Origin of the sequence: Delftia sp. DLF01, assembly GCF_014852125.1 — a bacterium.
In the GTDB taxonomy this organism is placed as follows: Bacteria; Pseudomonadota; Gammaproteobacteria; order Burkholderiales; family Burkholderiaceae_C; genus Comamonas; species Comamonas acidovorans.
Genome location: NZ_JACVAZ010000003.1, coordinates 473,163 through 491,905, shown reverse-complemented (window position 1 = coordinate 491,905; position 18,743 = coordinate 473,163). Strand labels below are relative to the sequence as shown.

17 protein-coding genes are annotated in these 18,743 nt (G+C 65.6%); 8 read left to right on the top strand and 9 right to left on the bottom strand.

Features of this window, described 5'->3' with window-relative positions; genetic code table 11:
- Positions 1-51: 51 nt before the first annotated feature.
- Both IB269_RS17470 and IB269_RS17465 read left to right on the top strand, forming a co-directional pair.
- Positions 52-1,896 carry an acyl-CoA dehydrogenase gene (locus IB269_RS17470; protein WP_192367819.1) on the top strand — a complete coding sequence of 615 codons (1,845 nt, stop codon included), beginning with the start codon at positions 52-54 and terminating at the stop codon, positions 1,894-1,896.
- A 251-nt stretch (positions 1,897-2,147) separates the two neighbouring features.
- Positions 2,148-2,486, top strand: coding sequence for a hypothetical protein (locus tag IB269_RS17465; RefSeq protein ID WP_192367818.1), 339 nt, complete (start codon positions 2,148-2,150; stop codon positions 2,484-2,486).
- Positions 2,487-2,584: 98 nt separating this feature from the next.
- Here the strand turns inward: IB269_RS17465 and IB269_RS17460 are convergent, their stop codons facing one another.
- The 4 genes from IB269_RS17460 to IB269_RS17445 form a co-directional block, all read right to left on the bottom strand.
- Positions 2,585-3,412: a hypothetical protein gene (locus IB269_RS17460; RefSeq protein WP_034363979.1), complete on the bottom strand. Its 828-nt coding sequence runs from the start codon at positions 3,410-3,412 to the stop codon at positions 2,585-2,587.
- A gap of 555 nt (positions 3,413-3,967) precedes the next feature.
- On the bottom strand, positions 3,968-4,432 hold the full coding sequence (locus IB269_RS17455; protein ID WP_192367817.1) for a GNAT family N-acetyltransferase: 465 nt from the start codon (positions 4,430-4,432) through the stop codon (positions 3,968-3,970).
- Positions 4,433-4,599: 167 nt separating this feature from the next.
- A complete protein-coding gene (locus tag IB269_RS17450; protein WP_043781750.1) occupies positions 4,600-4,833 on the bottom strand; it encodes a hypothetical protein in 234 nt (77 codons plus the stop codon).
- Positions 4,834-4,848: 15 nt separating this feature from the next.
- Complete coding sequence (locus tag IB269_RS17445; RefSeq protein ID WP_192367816.1) at positions 4,849-5,547, bottom strand: hypothetical protein; 699 nt, start codon at positions 5,545-5,547, stop codon at positions 4,849-4,851.
- Between the two features lie 149 nt (positions 5,548-5,696).
- Here IB269_RS17445 and IB269_RS17440 point away from each other — a divergent pair, with 149 nt between their 5' ends.
- The gene (locus tag IB269_RS17440) at positions 5,697-6,728 is read left to right on the top strand and encodes an AAA family ATPase (protein WP_192367815.1); all 1,032 of its coding nucleotides are present in this window, start codon (positions 5,697-5,699) and stop codon (positions 6,726-6,728) included.
- An 86-nt stretch (positions 6,729-6,814) separates the two neighbouring features.
- Here the strand turns inward: IB269_RS17440 and IB269_RS17435 are convergent, their stop codons facing one another.
- Together IB269_RS17435 and IB269_RS17430 are read right to left on the bottom strand one after the other, a co-directional pair.
- Positions 6,815-8,890 carry a pyridoxamine 5'-phosphate oxidase family protein gene (locus tag IB269_RS17435; protein WP_192367814.1) on the bottom strand — a complete coding sequence of 692 codons (2,076 nt, stop codon included), beginning with the start codon at positions 8,888-8,890 and terminating at the stop codon, positions 6,815-6,817.
- A gap of 46 nt (positions 8,891-8,936) precedes the next feature.
- Positions 8,937-9,548 (bottom strand): glutathione S-transferase family protein, encoded by a 612-nt coding sequence (locus tag IB269_RS17430; RefSeq protein ID WP_192367813.1) that lies wholly within the window; start codon positions 9,546-9,548, stop codon positions 8,937-8,939.
- Between the two features lie 201 nt (positions 9,549-9,749).
- Between IB269_RS17430 and IB269_RS17425 the strand changes: the two genes are divergently transcribed.
- Entirely contained in the window at positions 9,750-10,649 is a 900-nt protein-coding gene (locus IB269_RS17425) for a LysR family transcriptional regulator (protein ID WP_099751217.1), read from the top strand.
- 100 nt (positions 10,650-10,749) lie between these two features.
- On the opposite strand, the gene IB269_RS17420 is transcribed toward IB269_RS17425, so the two are convergent.
- Positions 10,750-11,190, bottom strand: a complete 441-nt coding sequence (locus tag IB269_RS17420) for an META domain-containing protein (RefSeq protein WP_192367812.1) — start codon at positions 11,188-11,190, stop codon at positions 10,750-10,752.
- A gap of 90 nt (positions 11,191-11,280) precedes the next feature.
- Positions 11,281-11,622, bottom strand: a complete 342-nt coding sequence (locus tag IB269_RS17415; RefSeq protein ID WP_225614172.1) for a hypothetical protein — start codon at positions 11,620-11,622, stop codon at positions 11,281-11,283.
- Positions 11,623-11,654: 32 nt separating this feature from the next.
- Between IB269_RS17415 and IB269_RS17410 the strand changes: the two genes are divergently transcribed.
- On the top strand, positions 11,655-12,989 hold the full coding sequence (locus IB269_RS17410; protein WP_192367810.1) for a sigma-70 family RNA polymerase sigma factor: 1,335 nt from the start codon (positions 11,655-11,657) through the stop codon (positions 12,987-12,989).
- A 180-nt stretch (positions 12,990-13,169) separates the two neighbouring features.
- Entirely contained in the window at positions 13,170-15,503 is a 2,334-nt protein-coding gene (locus IB269_RS17405; protein WP_257221314.1) for a TonB-dependent receptor, read from the top strand.
- Positions 15,504-15,516: 13 nt separating this feature from the next.
- Here the strand turns inward: IB269_RS17405 and IB269_RS17400 are convergent, their stop codons facing one another.
- The gene (locus IB269_RS17400; protein ID WP_225614171.1) at positions 15,517-17,049 is read right to left on the bottom strand and encodes an MFS transporter; all 1,533 of its coding nucleotides are present in this window, start codon (positions 17,047-17,049) and stop codon (positions 15,517-15,519) included.
- A gap of 108 nt (positions 17,050-17,157) precedes the next feature.
- On the opposite strand from IB269_RS17400, the gene IB269_RS17395 reads away from it, so the two are divergent.
- Entirely contained in the window at positions 17,158-18,129 is a 972-nt protein-coding gene (locus tag IB269_RS17395; RefSeq protein WP_192367808.1) for a LysR family transcriptional regulator, read from the top strand.
- Positions 18,130-18,184: 55 nt separating this feature from the next.
- On the top strand, positions 18,185-18,688 hold the full coding sequence (locus tag IB269_RS17390) for a flavodoxin family protein (protein ID WP_013802753.1): 504 nt from the start codon (positions 18,185-18,187) through the stop codon (positions 18,686-18,688).
- The last annotated feature ends 55 nt before the right edge of the window (positions 18,689-18,743 follow it).

Sequence of the window (18,743 nt, the reverse complement as noted above, 5' to 3'; positions counted from 1 at the left end):
GCGCTCCCTCTGGCGGCGCCTGCGGCTTCTTTTTTGATTCCGGACATCACCATGCGCCTGCGTTCCACCATCGATTTCCTGCTCTATGAATGGCTGCGCGCCGATGCGCTGGGCGAGCGCGAGCGCTTTGCCGACCATTCGCGCGACACCTTCGATGCCGTGCTCGACACCTGCGAGCGCATCGCCCGCGAGAAATACGCCCCCTTCAACCGCACCGTGGACACGCAGGAGCCGCAGTTCGACGGCGAGAAAGTCATCCTGCCCCAGTGCACCCACGATGCGCGCCAGGCCTATGCCGACTCGGGCATGCTCAGCGCCGCCCAGGACTACGACATCGGCGGCATGCAGCTGCCCTACACCGTGGAGGCGGCAGCCAACAGCTTCTTCGCGGCGGCCTCCATCAGCATCGGCTCCAACATGCTGACCTCGGGCAATGCCAATGCCATCATGGCCCACGGCACGGACATGCAAAAGCAGGTCTTTGCCACCAATGAATTCAATGGCCGCTGGGCCGGCACCATGTGCCTGTCCGAGCCCCAGGCCGGCTCCTCGCTGAGCGATATCGCCACCCGCGCCGAGCCCGATGGCGCCGACTTCGAGAGCGATGCGCTGGGCCCGCGCTACCGCCTCAAGGGCAACAAGATGTGGATCAGCGCGGGCGACCATGAGCTGACCGAGAACATCGTCCATCTGGTGCTGGCCAAGATCCCCGGCCCCGATGGCAAGCCCGTGCCCGGCGTGCGGGGCATCTCGCTGTTCATCGTGCCCAAGAAGCTCGTGGACACCGAAGGCCAGCTCACCGGCGAGCGCAACGACGTGGCCCTGGCCGGCCTCAACCACAAGCTGGGCTGGCGTGGCACCACCAACACGCTGCTGAACTTCGGGGAAGGGCGCTTTCCCGTGCGCGGCGGCGCCGGGGCCGTGGGCTACCTCGTCGGCAAGCCCGGCGAGGGCCTCAAATGCATGTTCCACATGATGAACGAGGCCCGCATCTCCATCGGCATGGCCGCCACCATGCTGGGCCTGGCCGGCTACCACGCCAGCCTGGAGTACGCGCAGAGCCGCCCGCAGGGCCGGCCGATCAAGGGGGCGCCGGGTGCAGCCGGCAAGGATGCCACGCGCCCCCAGTCGCGCATCATCGAGCACGCCGACGTCAAGCGCATGCTGCTGGCGCAGAAGTCCTATTGCGAAGGCGCGCTGGCGCTGAACCTGTTCTGCGCACGCCTGGTCGATGAGCAGCACACCGGCACGCCCGAATCCGTGGCCGAGGCCCGGCTGCTGCTGGAAGTGCTGACCCCCATCTCCAAGAGCTGGCCCAGCGAGTTCTGCCTGGAGGCCAACTCCCTGGCCATCCAGATCCATGGCGGCTACGGCTACACGCGCGACTTCCCCGTGGAGCAATACTGGCGCGACAACCGCCTGAACATGATCCACGAAGGCACGCACGGCATCCAGGCCATGGACCTGCTGGGCCGCAAGGTGCTCATGGAAGGCGGCAAGGGCCTGCAGCTGCTGGCCACGCGCATCAACGACACCATCCAGCGCGCCATGGCCCGGCCCGAACTGGCCGGCCATGCCAATGAACTGGCCAAGGCTCTGCAGGAAGTCGGCGCCACCACCAAGGCCGCATGGGCCACCGACGACCCGCAACAGGCCCTGGCCAATGCCGTGCCCTACATGCAGGCCTTCGGCCACACGGTACTGGCCTGGACCTGGCTGGACGTGTCCCTGGCTGTACTTGCCAAAGACACCGCCCTGGCCGAACCTGCCAACGCTGGCCGCATGGCCGCCATGCGCTACTTCTTCCGTTACGAACTGCCCCGGATAGGCGCATGGCTCAAGGTCGTGCGTGAGCGCGACATGACCTGCGCGGAGATGAGTGAAGAGGCGTTCTGAGGGAGTTGGCAGCACGGCTGCCGTAGGATGCAAAAAAGCGCGGACCATGTAGTCTGCGCTTTTTTTTATTTCAAAGATTTTCAGGACCGCTGGCGAGCTTGGCTTGCTCCATGACCCACTCCCTGGATTTTCCGCGAACGCACCATTCGGGCTTTTTGACCCAGTCTGTGAAATATATGGTGGGATGCCCTTCCAGAATATTGCAACGTGTATAGCCCAGCTTAGGCATCGCATAGTACTGCAGCGGAGTAATGAATATCAAAGAAACCAGTGCTGAAGAAATTCCAAGGGTGAAAACTATTGATAGTGCTTTATCGGATTTTCGTAGAATACTATCGTTGCAAGGGATGGAATTTAGCACCGATACCAGTGCTAACGTAATAAAAACGAAAGGAGTCATGAAGATTGTTGGTGCGCCCGGCATGATTCTTATGGTTGGCGCGAGAGCATTTATGTCTTTCAGCATCGGGATTGTTTCCGCAAAGGAAAACCAGAAACATCCGACTGATAGTAGAATGCTGATGGGTATTCCAAATATTGCAGATTTCCGAATTTTTTTTATGTCTCTCATATTTATTTTGATTAATTGATTTTCTTTTGATTTGACGCGAAGTATCTTGTGAAGTTGATTTTCTGTTGGATCGTGATTCTTGGGTGATGCTTGCGTGCTGAGAGATGATAGCTGCCTTTATTGAATGGGGTTTTGATCTAGTTTATATATGCCTGGTGCTTTTTCATTGTTTACAGACTTTAGGGCTGTAATAACGTTTTGTTTTATTTTCCATCGCTGATCTGTGTAGTTGAGAAGTGCTCCAGTGGCAAATATGGCTAACGCCATCGCTCCTAGCGGAAAAATGACCAAAGTAGTAACGCTTGCAGTTAGGGCTCCCGCGCTTATTGCAATCATCGTCGCCAATCCCGCCTTGACCGCCTCCACTCCAATCCCACCCACAAGATCATGCATGGTCTTCTCGTCATTGAAGATGAAGTCCAGTGTCTCTATCCCGGTGCCCACCACCAGGCTCAGAAGAAACCCGCCCTTGGCCACATTCTGCAGACCGCGAATACCCAGGCCCATCTGGACCATGCGTGGATTGGCGGCAAGGAATCGCGTGCCTTGCAGCAGCTGGCGGCGAAGTCCCGCGTAGCCCGTGATGATGATATAGGTGCCTGTGGCGGTTGTCTTGATATAGGAGCGGGCACCGGCCAGGCCCAATGCAATCAGCGTTTTGGTGATCAGGTACGCGTCGCTGACCATCAGGGAGGCGGGAGCGACCCAGGGTTTGCCTGCATTCGGGCTGGCGGTGTGTGTCCAGTATCGACCAAGCGCACTGTGGGCCAGCATGGCATGCAGCGTGGCCGCCAGGCGAGGATTATTGCGCGCCTTGTCGCTCAGTATGTCTGCGTATTCCTGTGGCGTGAGCACAATGGCATCGATCTGTTTCTGCTCCATTTGGCGAGCAAGCATGTCGGCATAGCCGATCTGATAGAAGGTGGCGGCAATGGAGGCTGGCATGGTGTATGGAGACGCTGGATCAGAAGCGGAATCGAGGATTCCAGCCAATGCGCCTTGATCAATAAAGGCAATTTGACGGAAATGAGTGGTTGCAAGCAGGCGAATAATCCGCTGTCAGTGTCCGAGCGGGTTTCTGATGTTTGCTGTGCGAAGAGTCCTCATTTGATTTCATGGCCTGCACGAGGTCAATCAAAGAAGTCGCCCACAGATCATTTTCAGAATTATCCTTAGGACAATTCCTAAAATCAGGTTTGAAATTCCAGGTGAATAGAGATGCTGCCAATGAGCGTTTGGTCCCAGGCAGCGCCATTCGCCATGGGCGGTATTCACGGGGCACAAGCGCAGGCTGCCCGGCTCGGCCACGGGCATTTGCGGATGAAGGATGCGGGGAGAGGTGGTCCGTACCGCCGCTGCGCTTGCGGGCAGGCTGTTGGACCGGGGGATGGGCTACGGTCTCACCGTGCCGAATGCTGGCAGACGAGGACTCAGGGACCAGGTGTCAGCGCATCGGAAGCCGTGCAGGCGCTGAAGGCCGCCTGCCGGAGGGTGCATGCCTCAAAGATCCAGTCCGAGATAACGCGTGCCCGGCACGGGATTGAAGCTCACCGGCTCTGCATCCGCAAAACCCAGGGACTCATACAGCCGCTGCGCGGCCTGGAACTCGGGCAGCACGTCCAGGCAGATGCGGCTGTAGCCTGTGTGGCGTGCAGCGTCCAGGATGCCTTCCACCAGGCGGCGCCCCAGGTTCTCGCCGCGTACCGTGGGGCGCACGTAGACGCGCTTCATTTCGCCTGTCTGCGCATCCACCTGGCGCAGGGCGGCGCAGCCCACGGGCTGGCCGTCTTTCCAGGCCAGCAGCACGCAGCCTTCGGGTGCGGCGTACTTGCCGGGCAGGGCGGCGAACTCGGTCTCGAAGTCCTGGAAGTCCAGGCTCACGGTGGGGCTGGCCACGTACTCCCGGAAGATGCGGACCACGGCGTCGAGGTCTTCGGGAAAGTGGGCGGGGCGGATATCGGTCATGGGTGGCAAGGGGTCAAGCCCGGTTCAAGGGCGCTGCTCAGTTGGAATGAAAGCGCACAAGGATAGGGCAAGACGCCCGGGCCGCCGCCGATCCGCTACAGCATGGGCACCACGCCCAAGCACAGGGCATCGTCGTGCGCCAGGCGGGCAACGGGATAGCCCGCAATTCACTCCTTCGGGGGCGCCTGTTCAGGGCGTTCGCACCTGCCGGTTTGCCTGGAGATCTGTGCTCCAGCTTTCAGGCATTTGTCTTTCTCCACATGGTTCAGGATCAGTGGCGCCAGCCACGCTGCCAGCAAGGCAAGCGCCAAGGGCAGCACGCCAAGCACCCACAGCATCCACTTCGCCTCACGCCGGAAATGCCCGGAGATTCCTGCGTTGGGCGATGCGGGATCTTTCATGGCGATGGCACCGCCTCAACTGCACAAGCGCAGATTGGTGCGCGCAGCCTTGAGCATGGGCAGCACCACATCGGCATCGGTGGGTGGATAGGCCTCGCGCAGTTCCTGATCCGTCTTGCCGGCTTCCTCGGCCAGCGGCGCCAGGGTCTGGCGGCAGGCGGCTGCATCGCCCGAGCGAAGCTGCGCCAGCGCCAGGTCGTTGCGCAGCCAGCCCTTGATAACCCCGGTCAGCACCTCATCGCAGTCCTGCAGCACCGGCGCCAGCGTGGTCAGCGCCAGGCGGTAGTCCTTGGCGTCGTACGCGCGCTTGAAGTTTCTGCGCGATGCGGCAATGGCCTTGTCCGTGCAGCCGGGTGTGGGCCGAAGGTAATCGCCACCGAACCAGGCCCGCATGCCGCAGAAGTCCCGGCATGCATCGGCGGTGGCCGTGTCGACGCCGACGCGCTGGCCTGCAGGCGTGAAGTCCACGGCGCAGGCCGAATTCGCCATCCTGGCCCGGCCGTTGGTGATGGTGCCTTCCAGCTCACAGGTATGGCCGTTGGCACCGACGGTCTGGATATGGAACTTGCCATTGGCCCGCACCACCAGATCGCCACCCCCGCCCTTGCGCACATAGGTGCCTGCTGAGGGCGTGGTGATCTGTGCGCAGGCCAGGCCGATGTGGCAGGTGAGGACCAAGGGCGACAGGCGGAGCAGGCAGTTGGTGAGTTGCATGGGCAGGGCTTTGGATTTGCGGCGTGTACGAGGGCGCAGGAATTGCAGCGAGTGTATCGATCAAGGCCGTTTTGCATGGCGGGTTCGTTTGTCTGCGGACGGTACGGCGCCGTGCCCAGCTACAGTGATCCAGAATCTTGCAGCTCACCATGGACACTACAAAGCACATCAATCCAGACCACTATCTGGAAACCGAACAAGGTCGCCTGTTCACCCCGGAACGCAGTGCTGCCGCATGGGAGTTGGCGTACCGGGACTTGGACAAAGCACTGTCTGTCAGCTCGCCCGCGACCAAGCTCTATGTGGTGGTGGGGGTGCAAGCTGCAGGCAAGAGCAGCTGGATTCAACAGAACGCCGCAGCGTTGGGTGGTGATGCGGTGTTCTTTGATGCCGCCCTTCCGAAGACGGTGCATCGTGAGCGTGCCATTCAGATCGCCAGATCACATGGCGTGCCCGTAGTCTGTATTTGGCTCAAAGCCGATTTGCAGACCGCCTTGCGGAGGAACACGCAGCGGCGAGCCGATCACCAGGTGCCGGAGCAGGCCATTCGCAGCGTGTTTGCCATGTTCGAGCCGCCGAGTGAGCAGGAAGGGTTCGCGGTAGTCCATATCGACGACACCAAGCCGGCCCCCGGGAGCTCCATCCAGCCCATGGGGCCGCGCCAGTTCCCGTCCCTTCAGGATCTCGACCAGCAGGTGATTGTGGGCTGGCGAGCTTGCGAGATGGCGTTGGCCGAAGGCGGCCGCTGGGATATGGATGAATCAGGTCGGCAGCACTGGGTACCTGGCGAAGCAGTCTGGAGCCATCCGCAGGTGCCCTATCTCCAGTTCATCGAGATTTGGATCCAACTGGTGGACGGACGTGTCTGGTCAATGCTTTCCCGTATCGAGGATGGCAGCGGGTTTCACGGCCTGTACCTTGTGACTCCAGAGGCGTCTGAGTCGGGTCCCGGCGTGCCTGCATCCATTGGTTACCGTGACCGACTGCTGGCTGAGTTGCCCTTGGGCCTTGTGCGGATAAAAGACATGCGCCGGGATGCAGATGGCTTTGTCGTGGAGATGTGCATGCTCATCGGCCAGAAAGTGGTTCGGTTCCTGTCAGGGGAGGTCTATGAGCGGGGTCAGGGCCTGTTTGAAGTCATAGAGCTTGATGAATCGATACTCGTCCAGATAGAAAGCTAGATGCAGCCAAGCATTGGGCAGCAATCGCTGATGTGCCTTTTGCCGTCGGTATGTCCTGATGTGGAAAGCGCGCAGAGACAGGCTCCTCACAACGCCAGATGCAAAGCCTCCCCCGTCCCCTGCGCAGGCACGGCGCAGCAGATCAGCGCCTCGCCCGCTGGCACGGCGAAGGAGGGTGGCGAGGCATAGGTCACCCCGCCCTGCAGCACACGCGCGCGGCAGTCGCCGCAGCTGCCGCCCCGGCAGCCGAAGGCGGGCTCCAGCCCCCGGGCCTCGGCCACTTCGAGCAGGCTGCCGTCGCCGGGCTTCCAGCGCGCTTCCTTGGCCGAGTCGGCAAAGATGATGCGGACAGGCTGTGTGGCGGGTGCCGGCAGTTCGACGGCGGGGGCTGCACCGGCCATGGAGCGCTTCAGGGCGGAGGGACCGAAGGCTTCTGCGTGGATGCGCTCGTCGGGCACATTGCGTTCGCGCAGGCCGTCATAGGTGGCCTGCATGAAGGCGTCCGGGCCGCAGAGGTAGAAGTCGTAATCGTCCCAGGGCAGGGTGGCTCTTAACAGGGCCATGTCGATGTGGCCCTCATGGTCGTAGTCGCGGCCGGCCTTTGCCGTGCCGGGCTGGCTGAGCGTGCGCACCCAGTGCACCTCGGCATTGCCGGCCTTCACCAGTTCGGCAATCTCCGTGTCAAAGGCCCGTTCGCTGCGCGTGCGAGCCGCCTGGAACAGCCAGGTGGGCCGCAGGCTGCGGGTGCGCCGGCCTTCGTGGACGATGTGGCGCAGCATGGCCAGCAAGGGCGTGATGCCTATGCCCGCGGCCAGCAGCACGGCGGGGCGGCGCAGGGCCGCATCGGCGGTGAAGCTGCCAGCGGGCGGGCGGGCCTCGACCAGATCGCCGGGCTTCAGGCCATGCAGATGGCTGGATGCGCGGCCTTGCCTCTTGACGCTGATGCGCAAGCGCCCGTCCGAAGGCGCCAGCGACAGCGTATAGGTGCGCTGCAGATGGCTGCCGTCCGCCAGCGTGAGGCGCAGCGGCAGGTGCTGGCCGGCCAGGGGAGCCACAGCGGCCATGCCATCGGCCGGCTCCAGGTAGAGCGAGCGGATGGTGGAACTCTCATCCACGGCCTGCGCCACCCGGAACGGCCGCCACTGCCGCCCCAGCCGGGCGGCGGCCAGGCGCTGGCTGGCATCGGCCCAGCTTCCGGTCATCTGCAGGTGGGGCGACCAGCCGTCGGCCGCCATGCTCCAGCGCAGCGGCAGGGCGTCGGGCCGGCGCACGATGCGGCGGGGCTTGAAGGTCCACAGGCGCTCGGCGCCCTCGAAGGCCGCGATTTCCGGGGAGTCGAGGATGACGCTGGCCTCGCCCGTCATCTGCAGCATTTCCCCGGTTTCGGAGTCGATGAACAGCAGGCCCGCCTTGGGATTGACCAGGAAGTTGCCCAACGTCATGAAGAACAGGTTGCCCGAGAAGTCGGGGATGGTCAGCGTTCCATCGGCGTCGATCCGCACAAAGCCCGGCTTGCCGCCACGGTGGGAGACATCGACCTGGCGCAGGCCATCCTCCCCATCAACGTAGGACGCCACGTAGAACGTATCCGCCTGCGCAATCAGTGCCTGCGCGCGCTGGTCCAGCGATGCCAGTTCGACCGCCGGCACCTGGGTGGGCTCGTCCGCAGGCCGGACGAACCGGACGCTGCGGTTCTGGATATAGCGCGGGCAGTTGCCGAAGCTCTGGACCACGCCGATGTCGAAGGCGCCTGCCCCATCAACGCCTGTCTTGCGCCGCACAGTGCCGTTGAGCCGGTTGCGCCGGCGCGTCATGGGGTCCATGCCCAGCAGGCCCACGGCATGGCCATCGGCCAGGCCCGGCTCGGCCGGGTCGGCCGCATCGCGGCCCGCCGCCACATGCAGGGTCGATGGATCGGGAGAGTGCAGGAAGCCCGGCTCGCCGGCCCGTACCGTGGCCCAGGCATCGCCTTGCGCATCCACGCTGCCCAGCACCACGAAATGCAGCAGAGGATAGAACTCGCGGTGCTGGTCCAGGAGGAAGGGGCGCAGGAACTTGCGGCCCGGCATGTCCATGCGGCCCACGACGCCAACGCTTTGCTGGATCGCCAGTTCGCCCGCATGCCAGGGCGAGGCGGGGTTTTGCAGGGGTTGCGGGTGCATGGTGAGCTCCTTTGCCGGGGTTTCAGGGGAGGTGTGGCTCAGGCACTCAGGCCCGCAGGCCGGCCGGTGTCTGGGCGAATGCCACGAAGCCCGGCAGCGCCTCGATGCGGCCCAGCCAGGCACGCACTTCGCGGTAGGGTTGCAGGTCCACATTGCCCTCGGGCGCGCTGGCGATGTAGCTGTACAGGGCCACGTCGGCAATCGTGGGCGTGCCGCCGGTGAGGAAGGGGCGGGTGGTCAATTGCGCCTCGATCTTGGCGAGGATGGCGTGGGCGCGGGCTATCACTTCCTCGGCCTGGAAGGGGGCCTTGAACACCGTGACCAGCCGGGCCGCTGCCGGGCCGAAGGCGATGGGGCCGGCGGCGATGCTCAGCCATTTCTGGATCTCGGCCTCGGCCTGTGCGCCCAGGGGCATCCAGTCCTGGCGGTCCAGCTTGCGCGCCAGGTAGACCAGGATGGCGTTGGAGTCGGCAATCACCGTACCGTTGTCGTCCAGCACCGGCACCTGGCCCAGCGGGTTCAGCGCCAGGAATTCGGGCTTCTTCTGCGCGCCGTTGGCCAGGTCCACGTGGACCAGCTCATGCTCCACGCCCAGCAGGCCGAGGAAGAGGCGGGCGCGATGGGCGTGGCCGGACAGGGGAAAGTGGTAGAGCTTCATTGCGGTTCCTTGGGGTTGGTGAAGGCGCCGGTTGTCGGCGCCACGGGACGTATCCTCCTTCCCCGCCCGCATCTTTAGAATCCCTGGCGGCGGCAAGTCACTCTTGCGGGAACGCGAACAAAGCGCCGGCGCAAACCTGGGCAGTCCTGCGCGGGCCGCCCGCAGCCGGGCAGACATACGACACAGACAAGGCAGGCACAGATGGATCGCTTCCAGTCCATGACAGCATTTCTCGCAGTGGTGGACACAGGCGGCTTCGCCTCGGCCGCACGCCGGCTCAAGGTCTCGCCCTCGGTGGTGACGCGGGCCGTCTCCGACCTGGAGGAGCGCCTGGGCGTGCGCCTGCTCACGCGCACCACGCGCTTCGTGCGCGTGACCGAGGCCGGCACGGCCTACGCCGACAGCTGCCGCCGCATCCTGGCCGAGCTGGAAGAGGCCGACGAGCATGCCGCCAGCGCCCATGCCGCACCGCGCGGCCGGCTCACGCTCACGGCGCCGGTCAACTTCGGGCGCATGCACGTGCTGCCCGTGGTGCACGACTACCTGGGCCGGTTTCCTGAGGTGGACGTCAACTGCTGGTTTGTGGACCGCGTGGTCAGCCTGGTGGACGAGGGCGTGGACGTGGCCGTGCGCATCGGCGATCTGCCCGACTCCTCGCTGCAGGCCATCCGCGTGGGCAGCGTGCGGCAGGTGCTGTGCGCCTCGCCCGCATACCTGGCCAGCCACGGCGTGCCCCAGCGGCCCGAGGAGCTAGCGCAGCACACCACCATCACCGCATCCGGCCTCACCTCCACACCCGAATGGCGGTTTCTCGAAGGCGACAAGGCCCTGGCCGTGCGCCTGCAGCCGCGCCTCATGTCCATGACCAACGAGGCTGCGGCGGACTGCGCCCTGGCCGGGCAGGGCATCACGCGCCTGCCGCTCTACCAGATCGCCAAACCCGTGCAGGACGGCGCACTGCGCCTGGTCCTGGAGCCCTTCGAGCGGCCGCCGCTACCGATTCATGTGGTGCACAGGGAAGGGCGGCACGCCGCGCATCGCGTGCGGGCGTTCATCGATATGGCGGTGGATGCGCTGCGGGTGGCAGCGTTGAGGTGGTAGCAGCCATCGCCCACGCATTGCAAATCATGTGTGGCAACGCCAAATGGCTGGCGATTTATTCGCTCACCCAACTGAGAAGAATCGCCTAGCCACCACTTCCTTACTTGGTTTTTGAAGTGGGTTCGCCTTTCAGTTCCCAGCGACTACCATCGGCAAAGCGCAGTTGCAGATGGGGTGGTACGTTGGTGATTGCCGTTGTCAACGTGTAGTGAAATTTCCTTGACAGCAAGTCACTTGCCCATTTTTGCAGCTCCATCAATGGCTCGGGACAACCGGCCATCGTGTAGATGCCGGGCTTGATCTGGAGGCTTCCATCGGCATCCATCTCATATTTCCACTTCATGAAATTGCATATCCGTGTGCCGAAATCTCCATCTTTGGAGAACCAGAGCTTTATTGAGGGGCTGTCTGGTGTTTTCCAATTCGTTTTCTCTTTGCCTACGGCATCGAAAGCCTGCTGCAGGTTCCACTCGTAGGCAGATAAATACTCCGCGTCTTTGTTTTGATGCGGTAGCGCACTTTGGCTGGCAATGTGTTCCATGCCGTGGCTTGCAGTGGACAAAAGTATGGCTGCCAGGAATTGAAGAAAAGCTTTCAATTGAAGCCCTCAAGGTGGTGACCAGAGAACCCGCTATCGCAGGGAAGATGCCTCTACCCAGATCGTATGCCCTGGGTGGTGTTCCTCAATGGTGGACACGGCATCGTCGATCAAAACGCGGTCCTCCAGCGAGTAGGCAAAGCGGCTGAGGTTGGGCCATTGTCGGGCGGCGTAGTCGGCCTCGGAAATCGCGTCGCTGCCGCACCAGACGGCGTCGTTTTCGGTGGCGGCGCGAAGTGCCTGTGCCAAGCCGGTAGATGTGATCGCCAGGAAGATCATGGGCATGTGGTCCGGATGTTGATGGGTGGACAGTTTGCCTGCGATGGCCCGGCGGCCGGGCCTGCCTGGATCAAACAAAACTAGAATGATAGTCATTCTCGTTGTCGATTTCTCACCTCCCCCCGGCCATGCCCACCCCTTCCGCCTCCTGGACCGCTGCGCGCTGGCACCAGCTTTTCTGTGCCTGCCAGCAGCAACTGGTGTCCTATCTGGCCGGCAAGACCGGCAGCCGTGATGAGGCGCAGGAACTGGCCCAGGAAACCTGGCTGCGCCTGGCCGATGCGCCGCCGCAACTGCCCGATGGCAGCTCGCCCACGCTCGAAGCCGCGCGGGCCTACCTGTTTGCCACGGCCAAGCATCTGGCGATAGACAGGCTGCGCCAGCGCGGTGCGCAGCAGCGCTGCATGGACGACTGGGCGCAATTGCAGCCCGAGGCCGAAGGCGATGTGGCCGACCGCGCCATGTACCGGCAGGCACTGGCCGTGGTGGAGCGCACGATTGCAGATCTGCCCGAGCGCATGCAGGCCGCCTTGCTGGCCCACCGCCTGCATGGCGAGCGGCAGGCCGACATCGCCCAGCGCCTGCAGGTCTCCCTGAACACCGTGGAGCGCGACCTGATGCAGGCCGATGCCTGCCTGGAAGCCGCCTTGCTGCGCTGGCGCGGCGGGGTGGAGGCGGGCTTGCAGGCCTCTTCCAGAAAGCGGCGGCGGCGTGCCCTGGGCGCACTGCTGGGCGTGGCCGGCATGGCCTGCGCGGCCTGGCCCGCCTGGCAGATGTGGAGCCGCCGCGTGCTGTGGCAAGGTGAACTGGCCAGCGCCACGGGCGTGCAGCGCAGCCTGGAGCTGCCCGATGGCAGCGTGCTGCGCGTGGACGCCGCCAGCCGCGTGGCGCTGACCTACCGTGCCGACCTGCGACAGGCACGGCTGCTGGAAGGCGCCGCCTTCTTTGCCGTGGCCCGCGATGCGGCACGGCCCTTTGTGGTGGAGGCCGGCCCCCTGCGCGTGACCGTGCTGGGCACGCGCTTTGGTGTGGAACTGGAGCCCGATGCGGTGCGGGTGCAGGTGGAGTCGGGCCAGGTGCGGGTGGAGCATGCAGCCACCGGGCGCAGCCAGTTGCTGCAGGACAGCCAGTCGCTGCGCATTCCCCTGGACGGCGGGGCAGGAGATGCCGACGGCGCTGCCTGGCAGCCGCAGCTCCAGCAACGGCCCGCGGCCTGGCGCGAGGGCGAGCTGGTCTTCGAGCAGGAACCGCTGGGCCGCGTCGTCCACCGTCTGGGCCGCTACACGCGGCGCCGCCTGGTGGTGGAGGAGGGCGCGGCGCAACTGGCCATCAGCGGCCATGTGCGCATTGCCCAGACCGAGCGCTGGCTGCGCGGGCTGCCGCAGTTCGCCCCGGTGCAGGTCAGCGTGCTGGACGACGGCGGCCTGCGGATTGCGCGGCGCGGCGGGCGCGCGGAGCCGTGAAGTTTTTTTCAGGGTTTTTGGGAGTGACTCGTATTTGCATATGAAAGGCCGGGCGCCCTGCCTGTGCCGGCGATTCGCAATGAGCCTGTCTTCCAGAAAGTCCTTATGTCCGCTCCCAAGTCCTCCCGATTCCGCCTCCGCCTCCGCCGCACAGCGGTTTTTCATGCATGTGCAGGCCTGGTGCTGGGCCTGCAGCTGCAGTTGGCCGCCGCGCAATCGGTGTCCTTCGACGTGCCGGCCCAGCCGCTGGCCCAGGCGCTGAGCCAGTTTGCGCGCCAGGCGGGGCTGCAGCTCACCTACTCCTCCGAACTGGTGCAGGGCCGGCAGGCCCCGGCGCTCAACGGCAGCCACGATGTGCGCCAGGGCCTGGCGGCATTGCTGCAGGGCAGCGGCCTGCAGGGGCGCATCGAGGGCGGTACGCTGACCCTGCTTCCCACTGCCGCCAACGCGCCGGAGAACGCGCACCGCCTGTCCGAGATCACCGTCACGGCCGGCGACCAGTATGTGAGCCTGCTGCCCGCGCCCTACGCCGGCGGGCAGGTGGCCAAGGGCGTGCGCCTGGGCGTGCTGGGCAATACCGGCAACATGCAGGCGCCGTTCAGCACCACCAGCTACACGTCCGAGGCCGTGCGCAACCAGCAGGCCGGCACCATTGCCGAGGCGGTGAACCGCGACCCTTCCGTGCGCTACACCGTGCTGCCGGGCGGCAACGTGGACAACCTCTATATCCGGGGCTTTCCGATCTGGGAGGGCAACTCGGGCGAGATCGCCTTTGACGGCATCTACGGCATTGCCCCCAACTACCGCGTGCGCACCGAGTACGTGGACCGCATCGAGGTGGTCAAGGGGCCCGGCGCGCTGCTGTTCGGCATGTCGCCCAACGGCTCCGTGGGCGGGGTGATCAACATCGCGCCCAAGCGCGCCAATGAAGATGTGGCGCGGCTTACCACGGGCTGGACTTCGGACAGCCTCTGGCGTGCCCACGCCGACGTGGGCCGGCGCTTTGGCGACGAGGCCCAGTACGGCATCCGTGTGAACGCCAGCAAGTACGGCGGCGATACGTCCATGGACCATCAAAGCACCGATGGCCATGTGCTGGCCGTGGCGCTGGACTACGAGGTGGAGCGCTTCCGTGCCACGCTGGACCTGCTCTCGCAGGACGAGCGCATCGACGGCGTGGGCCGGCCCATCATGCCCACGGGGCTCACCTCCATGCCTGCTGCGCCGGATGGCCGGCGCAACGTGACCCAGCCCTGGGAATGGTCCAAGAACCGCGAGCGCGCCGTGCTGCTGCGCACCGAACTGGACCTCACGCAGCAGCTCACGCTGTTCGCCAACATCGGCCAGTCGCGCGCCGATGTGGACCGCATCTACGACTCGGCCCCGCGCCTGACCAGTGCGGCGGGCGCCACCAGCATCACGCCCACCTACGCGGTGTTCGACGTGGACCGCAGCACCATCGACGCGGGCCTGCGCTCGCGCTTTGCGCTGGCCGGTGTCAAGCATTCGGTCACGCTGCAGCTGGCCAGCTACCGCGAGGATTTTCACCGCGCGCTGCAGGCGGGCTCCACCGTGGTGTCCAACATCTATGCGCCCATTGCCCACGCGCCGCAAAGCATTGCGCGGCCTTCGGCCATTCCGCGCATCCATGACAACCGCAACACCAGCCTGGCCCTGGTGGACACGCTCTCGCTGCTGCAGGACAGGCTGCAACTGTCGCTGGGCCTGCGCCACCAGGCCATCAAGTCCACCAACTACAACGTGCTCACGGGCGGCACCGCCAATGTCTACGACGAGAGCGTGACCACGCCCGCCGTGGGCGTGGTCTGGCGCCAGGCGCCCAACTGGAGCCTCTACGCCAACTACATCGAAGGCCTGAGCAAGGGCGACATCGCGCCGCCCGCGGCCAGCAACTACGGCGAGGTGCTGCGCCCCTACAAGAGCCGCCAGTACGAAGTGGGCAGCAAGTACGACTTCGGCAGCTTCATGGCCACAGCCGCCCTGTTCAGCATTGAAAAACCCAGCGGCGGCCTGGACCAGGGCGTCTACAAGACCAACGGCGAGCAGCGCAACCTGGGCATGGAGCTGTATGCCTACGGCGAGGCCGCGCGCGGCCTGCGCTTGCTCGGTGGCGTGACCTGGCTCAAGCCCGAGATCACGCGCTCGGCCACGCCTGCGCTGGTGGGCAACCGGCCCATCGGCACCTCGCGCCTGCTGGCCAACCTGGGCGTGGAATGGGATGTGCCCGCCCTTGAGGGCCTGACCCTGGTCGGCGACCTGGCCTACACCGGCGCCCAGTTCGTGGACCAGGCCAACCGCCTGCGCATCCCGGGCTGGACACGCACCGACCTGGGCCTGCGCTATGCCACCCGCATCGCAGGCCGCAAGACCACGCTGCGCGCCACGGTGCAGAACGTGGCCGACCGCAAGGCCTGGGCCGGTGTCACGTCCTGGGGCGCCGTCTCGCCGATGATTCCGCGCACCTTCGTGGTGTCGGCTTCGGTGGATTTCTGAGGCATGGGGCGGCCTAGGCGCCTTCCGCACCTCGGCGAATGGCGGCGCTCTGCGCCGCAGGGGCTGTCTGGCCGTCACGCACTGCGGCTTTGCGCGCCGGCAGCCATCGGCAGGCAGCCAACGCCGCCAGAACCGCCAGCGCCGCGCAGCCGAAGATGGCCTGCAGCCCGTGGCCCAGCGCGGCGGTGACGGCATCGGCCTGTGCTGCCAGGGGGCTGGCCGCAGCCAGCTCCTGTTTCATCAAATGGCTGAGCAGGGCTGCCAGCAAGGCCACGCCGGCGGCGCCGCCCAGGCTGCGCAGCATGACGGGTGCCGCCGTGGCAATGCCCAGGTGCCGGGCCGGCGACACACGCTGCGCCACCACGGTGATGATGGGAAACATCAGCCCCAGTCCCAGGCCCAACGGCAGCAGTCCTGCGGACAGGGCCAGCGGCGCCTGCGGCAGCCAGTGCAAGGCCGCGGTGATCAGCCCGAACGACAGCAGCATCAGCACGCAGGCCACCCGGGCGAGCGACGCGGCTGGCGTCTGGGCGCGCAGGCGCCGGCCGCTGCCAATGGCCCCTGCGGTGATGCCGGCCATCAGTGGCGCCAGGTGCCAGGCGGAACCGGTAGGCGACAGGTGCAGGCCGATCTGCAGATACTGCGGAAGGAAGACAACGGCCGCATACAGCGCAACGCCCGTGGACAGGGCCAGGAAACTGACCGCCGCGTAGGCCGGGTGGGCAAACAGCGACAGGGGCAACAGCGGATGGGTGGCGCGGCGCTGGCGCACGAAGAATGCAAGGGCGAACTTGGCGCCCAGGGCCAGCAACACCCACAGCGACAGCTGCTCGGGCAGATTCAGATGGCTGTGCTGGGTGGCCAGCAGCAGGCTGACCAGGGCTGCGGTCAGCAACACGGCACCCAGCCAGTCGATGCGCTGGCGGGGCCGGGGCTCGGCGGCAGCCTGCGGCGCAGCCGCCCTGGCGGGCAGCGCCCATGCCAGCACCCCCCAGGCCAGCCCTGCGAGCGGCACGTTCAACCAGAACGCCCAGTGCCAGGACAGATGCTCCACCAGTGCCCCGCCCAGCAGGGGTCCGATCATGGTCGATACACCATAGGCGGCGCCCAGCAGGCCCTGGTAGCGGGCCCGTTGTTCAGGCGCAAACAGGTCGGCAAGGGTCAGCATCGTCAGCGTCATGAGTCCGCCGCCGCCCGCGCCCTGCAGGGCACGCGCCAACACCAGCTGCTGCAGGTCATGGCTGGCACCACAGGCCAGGGAGCCGGCCAGGAACAGGCCGATGGCCAGCAGCAGCATGGGCTTTCTGCCCAACACATCGGCCAGCCGCCCGTACAGCGCAATCACCACGGTGGCCGCCAGCAGATAGGCCGAGAACACCCAGGCCAGCGGCCAATGGCCCGGCAGTTCGCGGGCCATCACGGGCAGGGCGGTCGAAAGAATGGTCTGGTCCAGGGCCGCGAGGACGAGCGTCAGCACGAGCATGGCGAAGCAAAGCCGGGGCAGGTTCCGCCGACCGGGCGGGGAAGTCAGCGAGGTTGTGGGCATGGGCGTCATGGGCGTGCAGCGGCGAGGGCTTGGGTTGAGGCAACGGCCGCCAGTGTCGGAAGAGGTGTGGGTTTTGTACAGTGCAATGTATTGAACGTATGATTTCGCATGGCGAACATATACGACCTCAACCTGCTGATTGCACTGGATGCCTTGCTCAGCACCGGCAGCGTGACGCAGGCGGCCGGGCGCATGCACCTGAGCACTCCCGCCATGAGCCATACGCTGGCACGCATCAGGGAGGCGTTTGGCGATCCCATCCTGGTGCGTGCGGGCCGCAGCCTGGTGCCCACGCCGCGCGCGCTGGCCCTGGCGGAGCCGGTGCGCGCGCTGCTGGCACAGGCGCGGGCGCTGCAGGACCCTGTCGATGCGGGAGGACTGGCGGGCCTGCGCCGCCGCTTCGTGGTGCGGGCGCCCGAAGGCATTGCCGTCGTCTTCGGTGCCAGCCTCTCGCGTGCGCTGGAGGCGGAAATGCCGCTGGCCAGCCTGCAGTTCCTGCCCGAAACCCATGCTGACCCGGGGGCCCTGCGCGAAGGCCGCATCGACCTGGATGTGGGCAGCTTTCGCAGCATGGACCCGGAAACCGAGAGCCTGGTGATATCGGAGCAGACCTTGGTGGGCGTCGTGCGCGCCGGCCATCCCCTGTTGAAGTCCGCCAGAAAGTCGCAACGGCCGAGCGCCGCGCAGTTCGCCGCCGCGCGCCACGTCGGCATCACCCAGCGCCCGGGTGAAAGCTCGCCCGTGGACGCTGCCCTGGAGGCGCTGGGCCTGCAGCGGCAACTGGCGCTGCTGGTGCCCAGTTCGTTCTCGGCCCTGATTGCGGCTTCCCGCACCGACCTGGTGGCCTGCGTGCCGACACGCACGGCGCATGGCATGGCTGCATCGCTGGGGCTGGTGGTGTTTGCCTTGCCCATCGACGTGCAGGTGCAGCCCATGCGCATGGCCTGGCATCCGCGCCATCAGGCGGATCCCGCGCATCAATGGTTGCGCGACTGCATTCAACGGCAGCTCGATGATCCGCAATGGATCAGGCCTTCCGTGGCGTCGCTGACGGATGGGGCCGGCAGAGGGGTTACCTGAGCCGCACCGTGGCGGGAGCGGCCCGGTTCTCCCACCATCGGTCTATGCTCGCGGCATGAACGCAAGCAAGACCCTGCTGATCGTCTACCACTCCATGACCGGCGGCACTCGCCAGATGGCCGAGGCCGCGCGCGACGGCGCAGCGGCCGAAGGCCAGGGCGTGCAGGTGCGCCTGCTGCATGCCTCCGAGGCCGGCCCCGACGATGTGCTGTCCGCCGACGGCTACCTCTTCGCCACCCCGGAAAACCTGGCCGCCATCAGCGGCCAGCTCAAGGACTTCTTCGACCGCAGCTACTACGCGGCGCTGGACCACCTCAATGGCCGGCCCTATGCCAGCCTCATCTGCGCGGGCAGCGACGGCCAGAACGCCGCCCGCCAGATCGCCCGCATCGCCACCGGCTGGCGCCTTAAGCCCGTGGCCGAGCCCCTGATCATCTGCACCCACGCCCAGACCACCGAAGCCATCCTGGCGCCCAAGCGGATTGCCGCAGCTGAGCTGGAGCAGTGCCGGGCGTTGGGGGAGGCGATGGGGGCCGGGCTGGCGTTGGGAGTCTTTTGAGGGTTGCCAGCATCTTGGGCGGCCTACATTTCTTGGTGGCCCGGTCGCCCGGTGT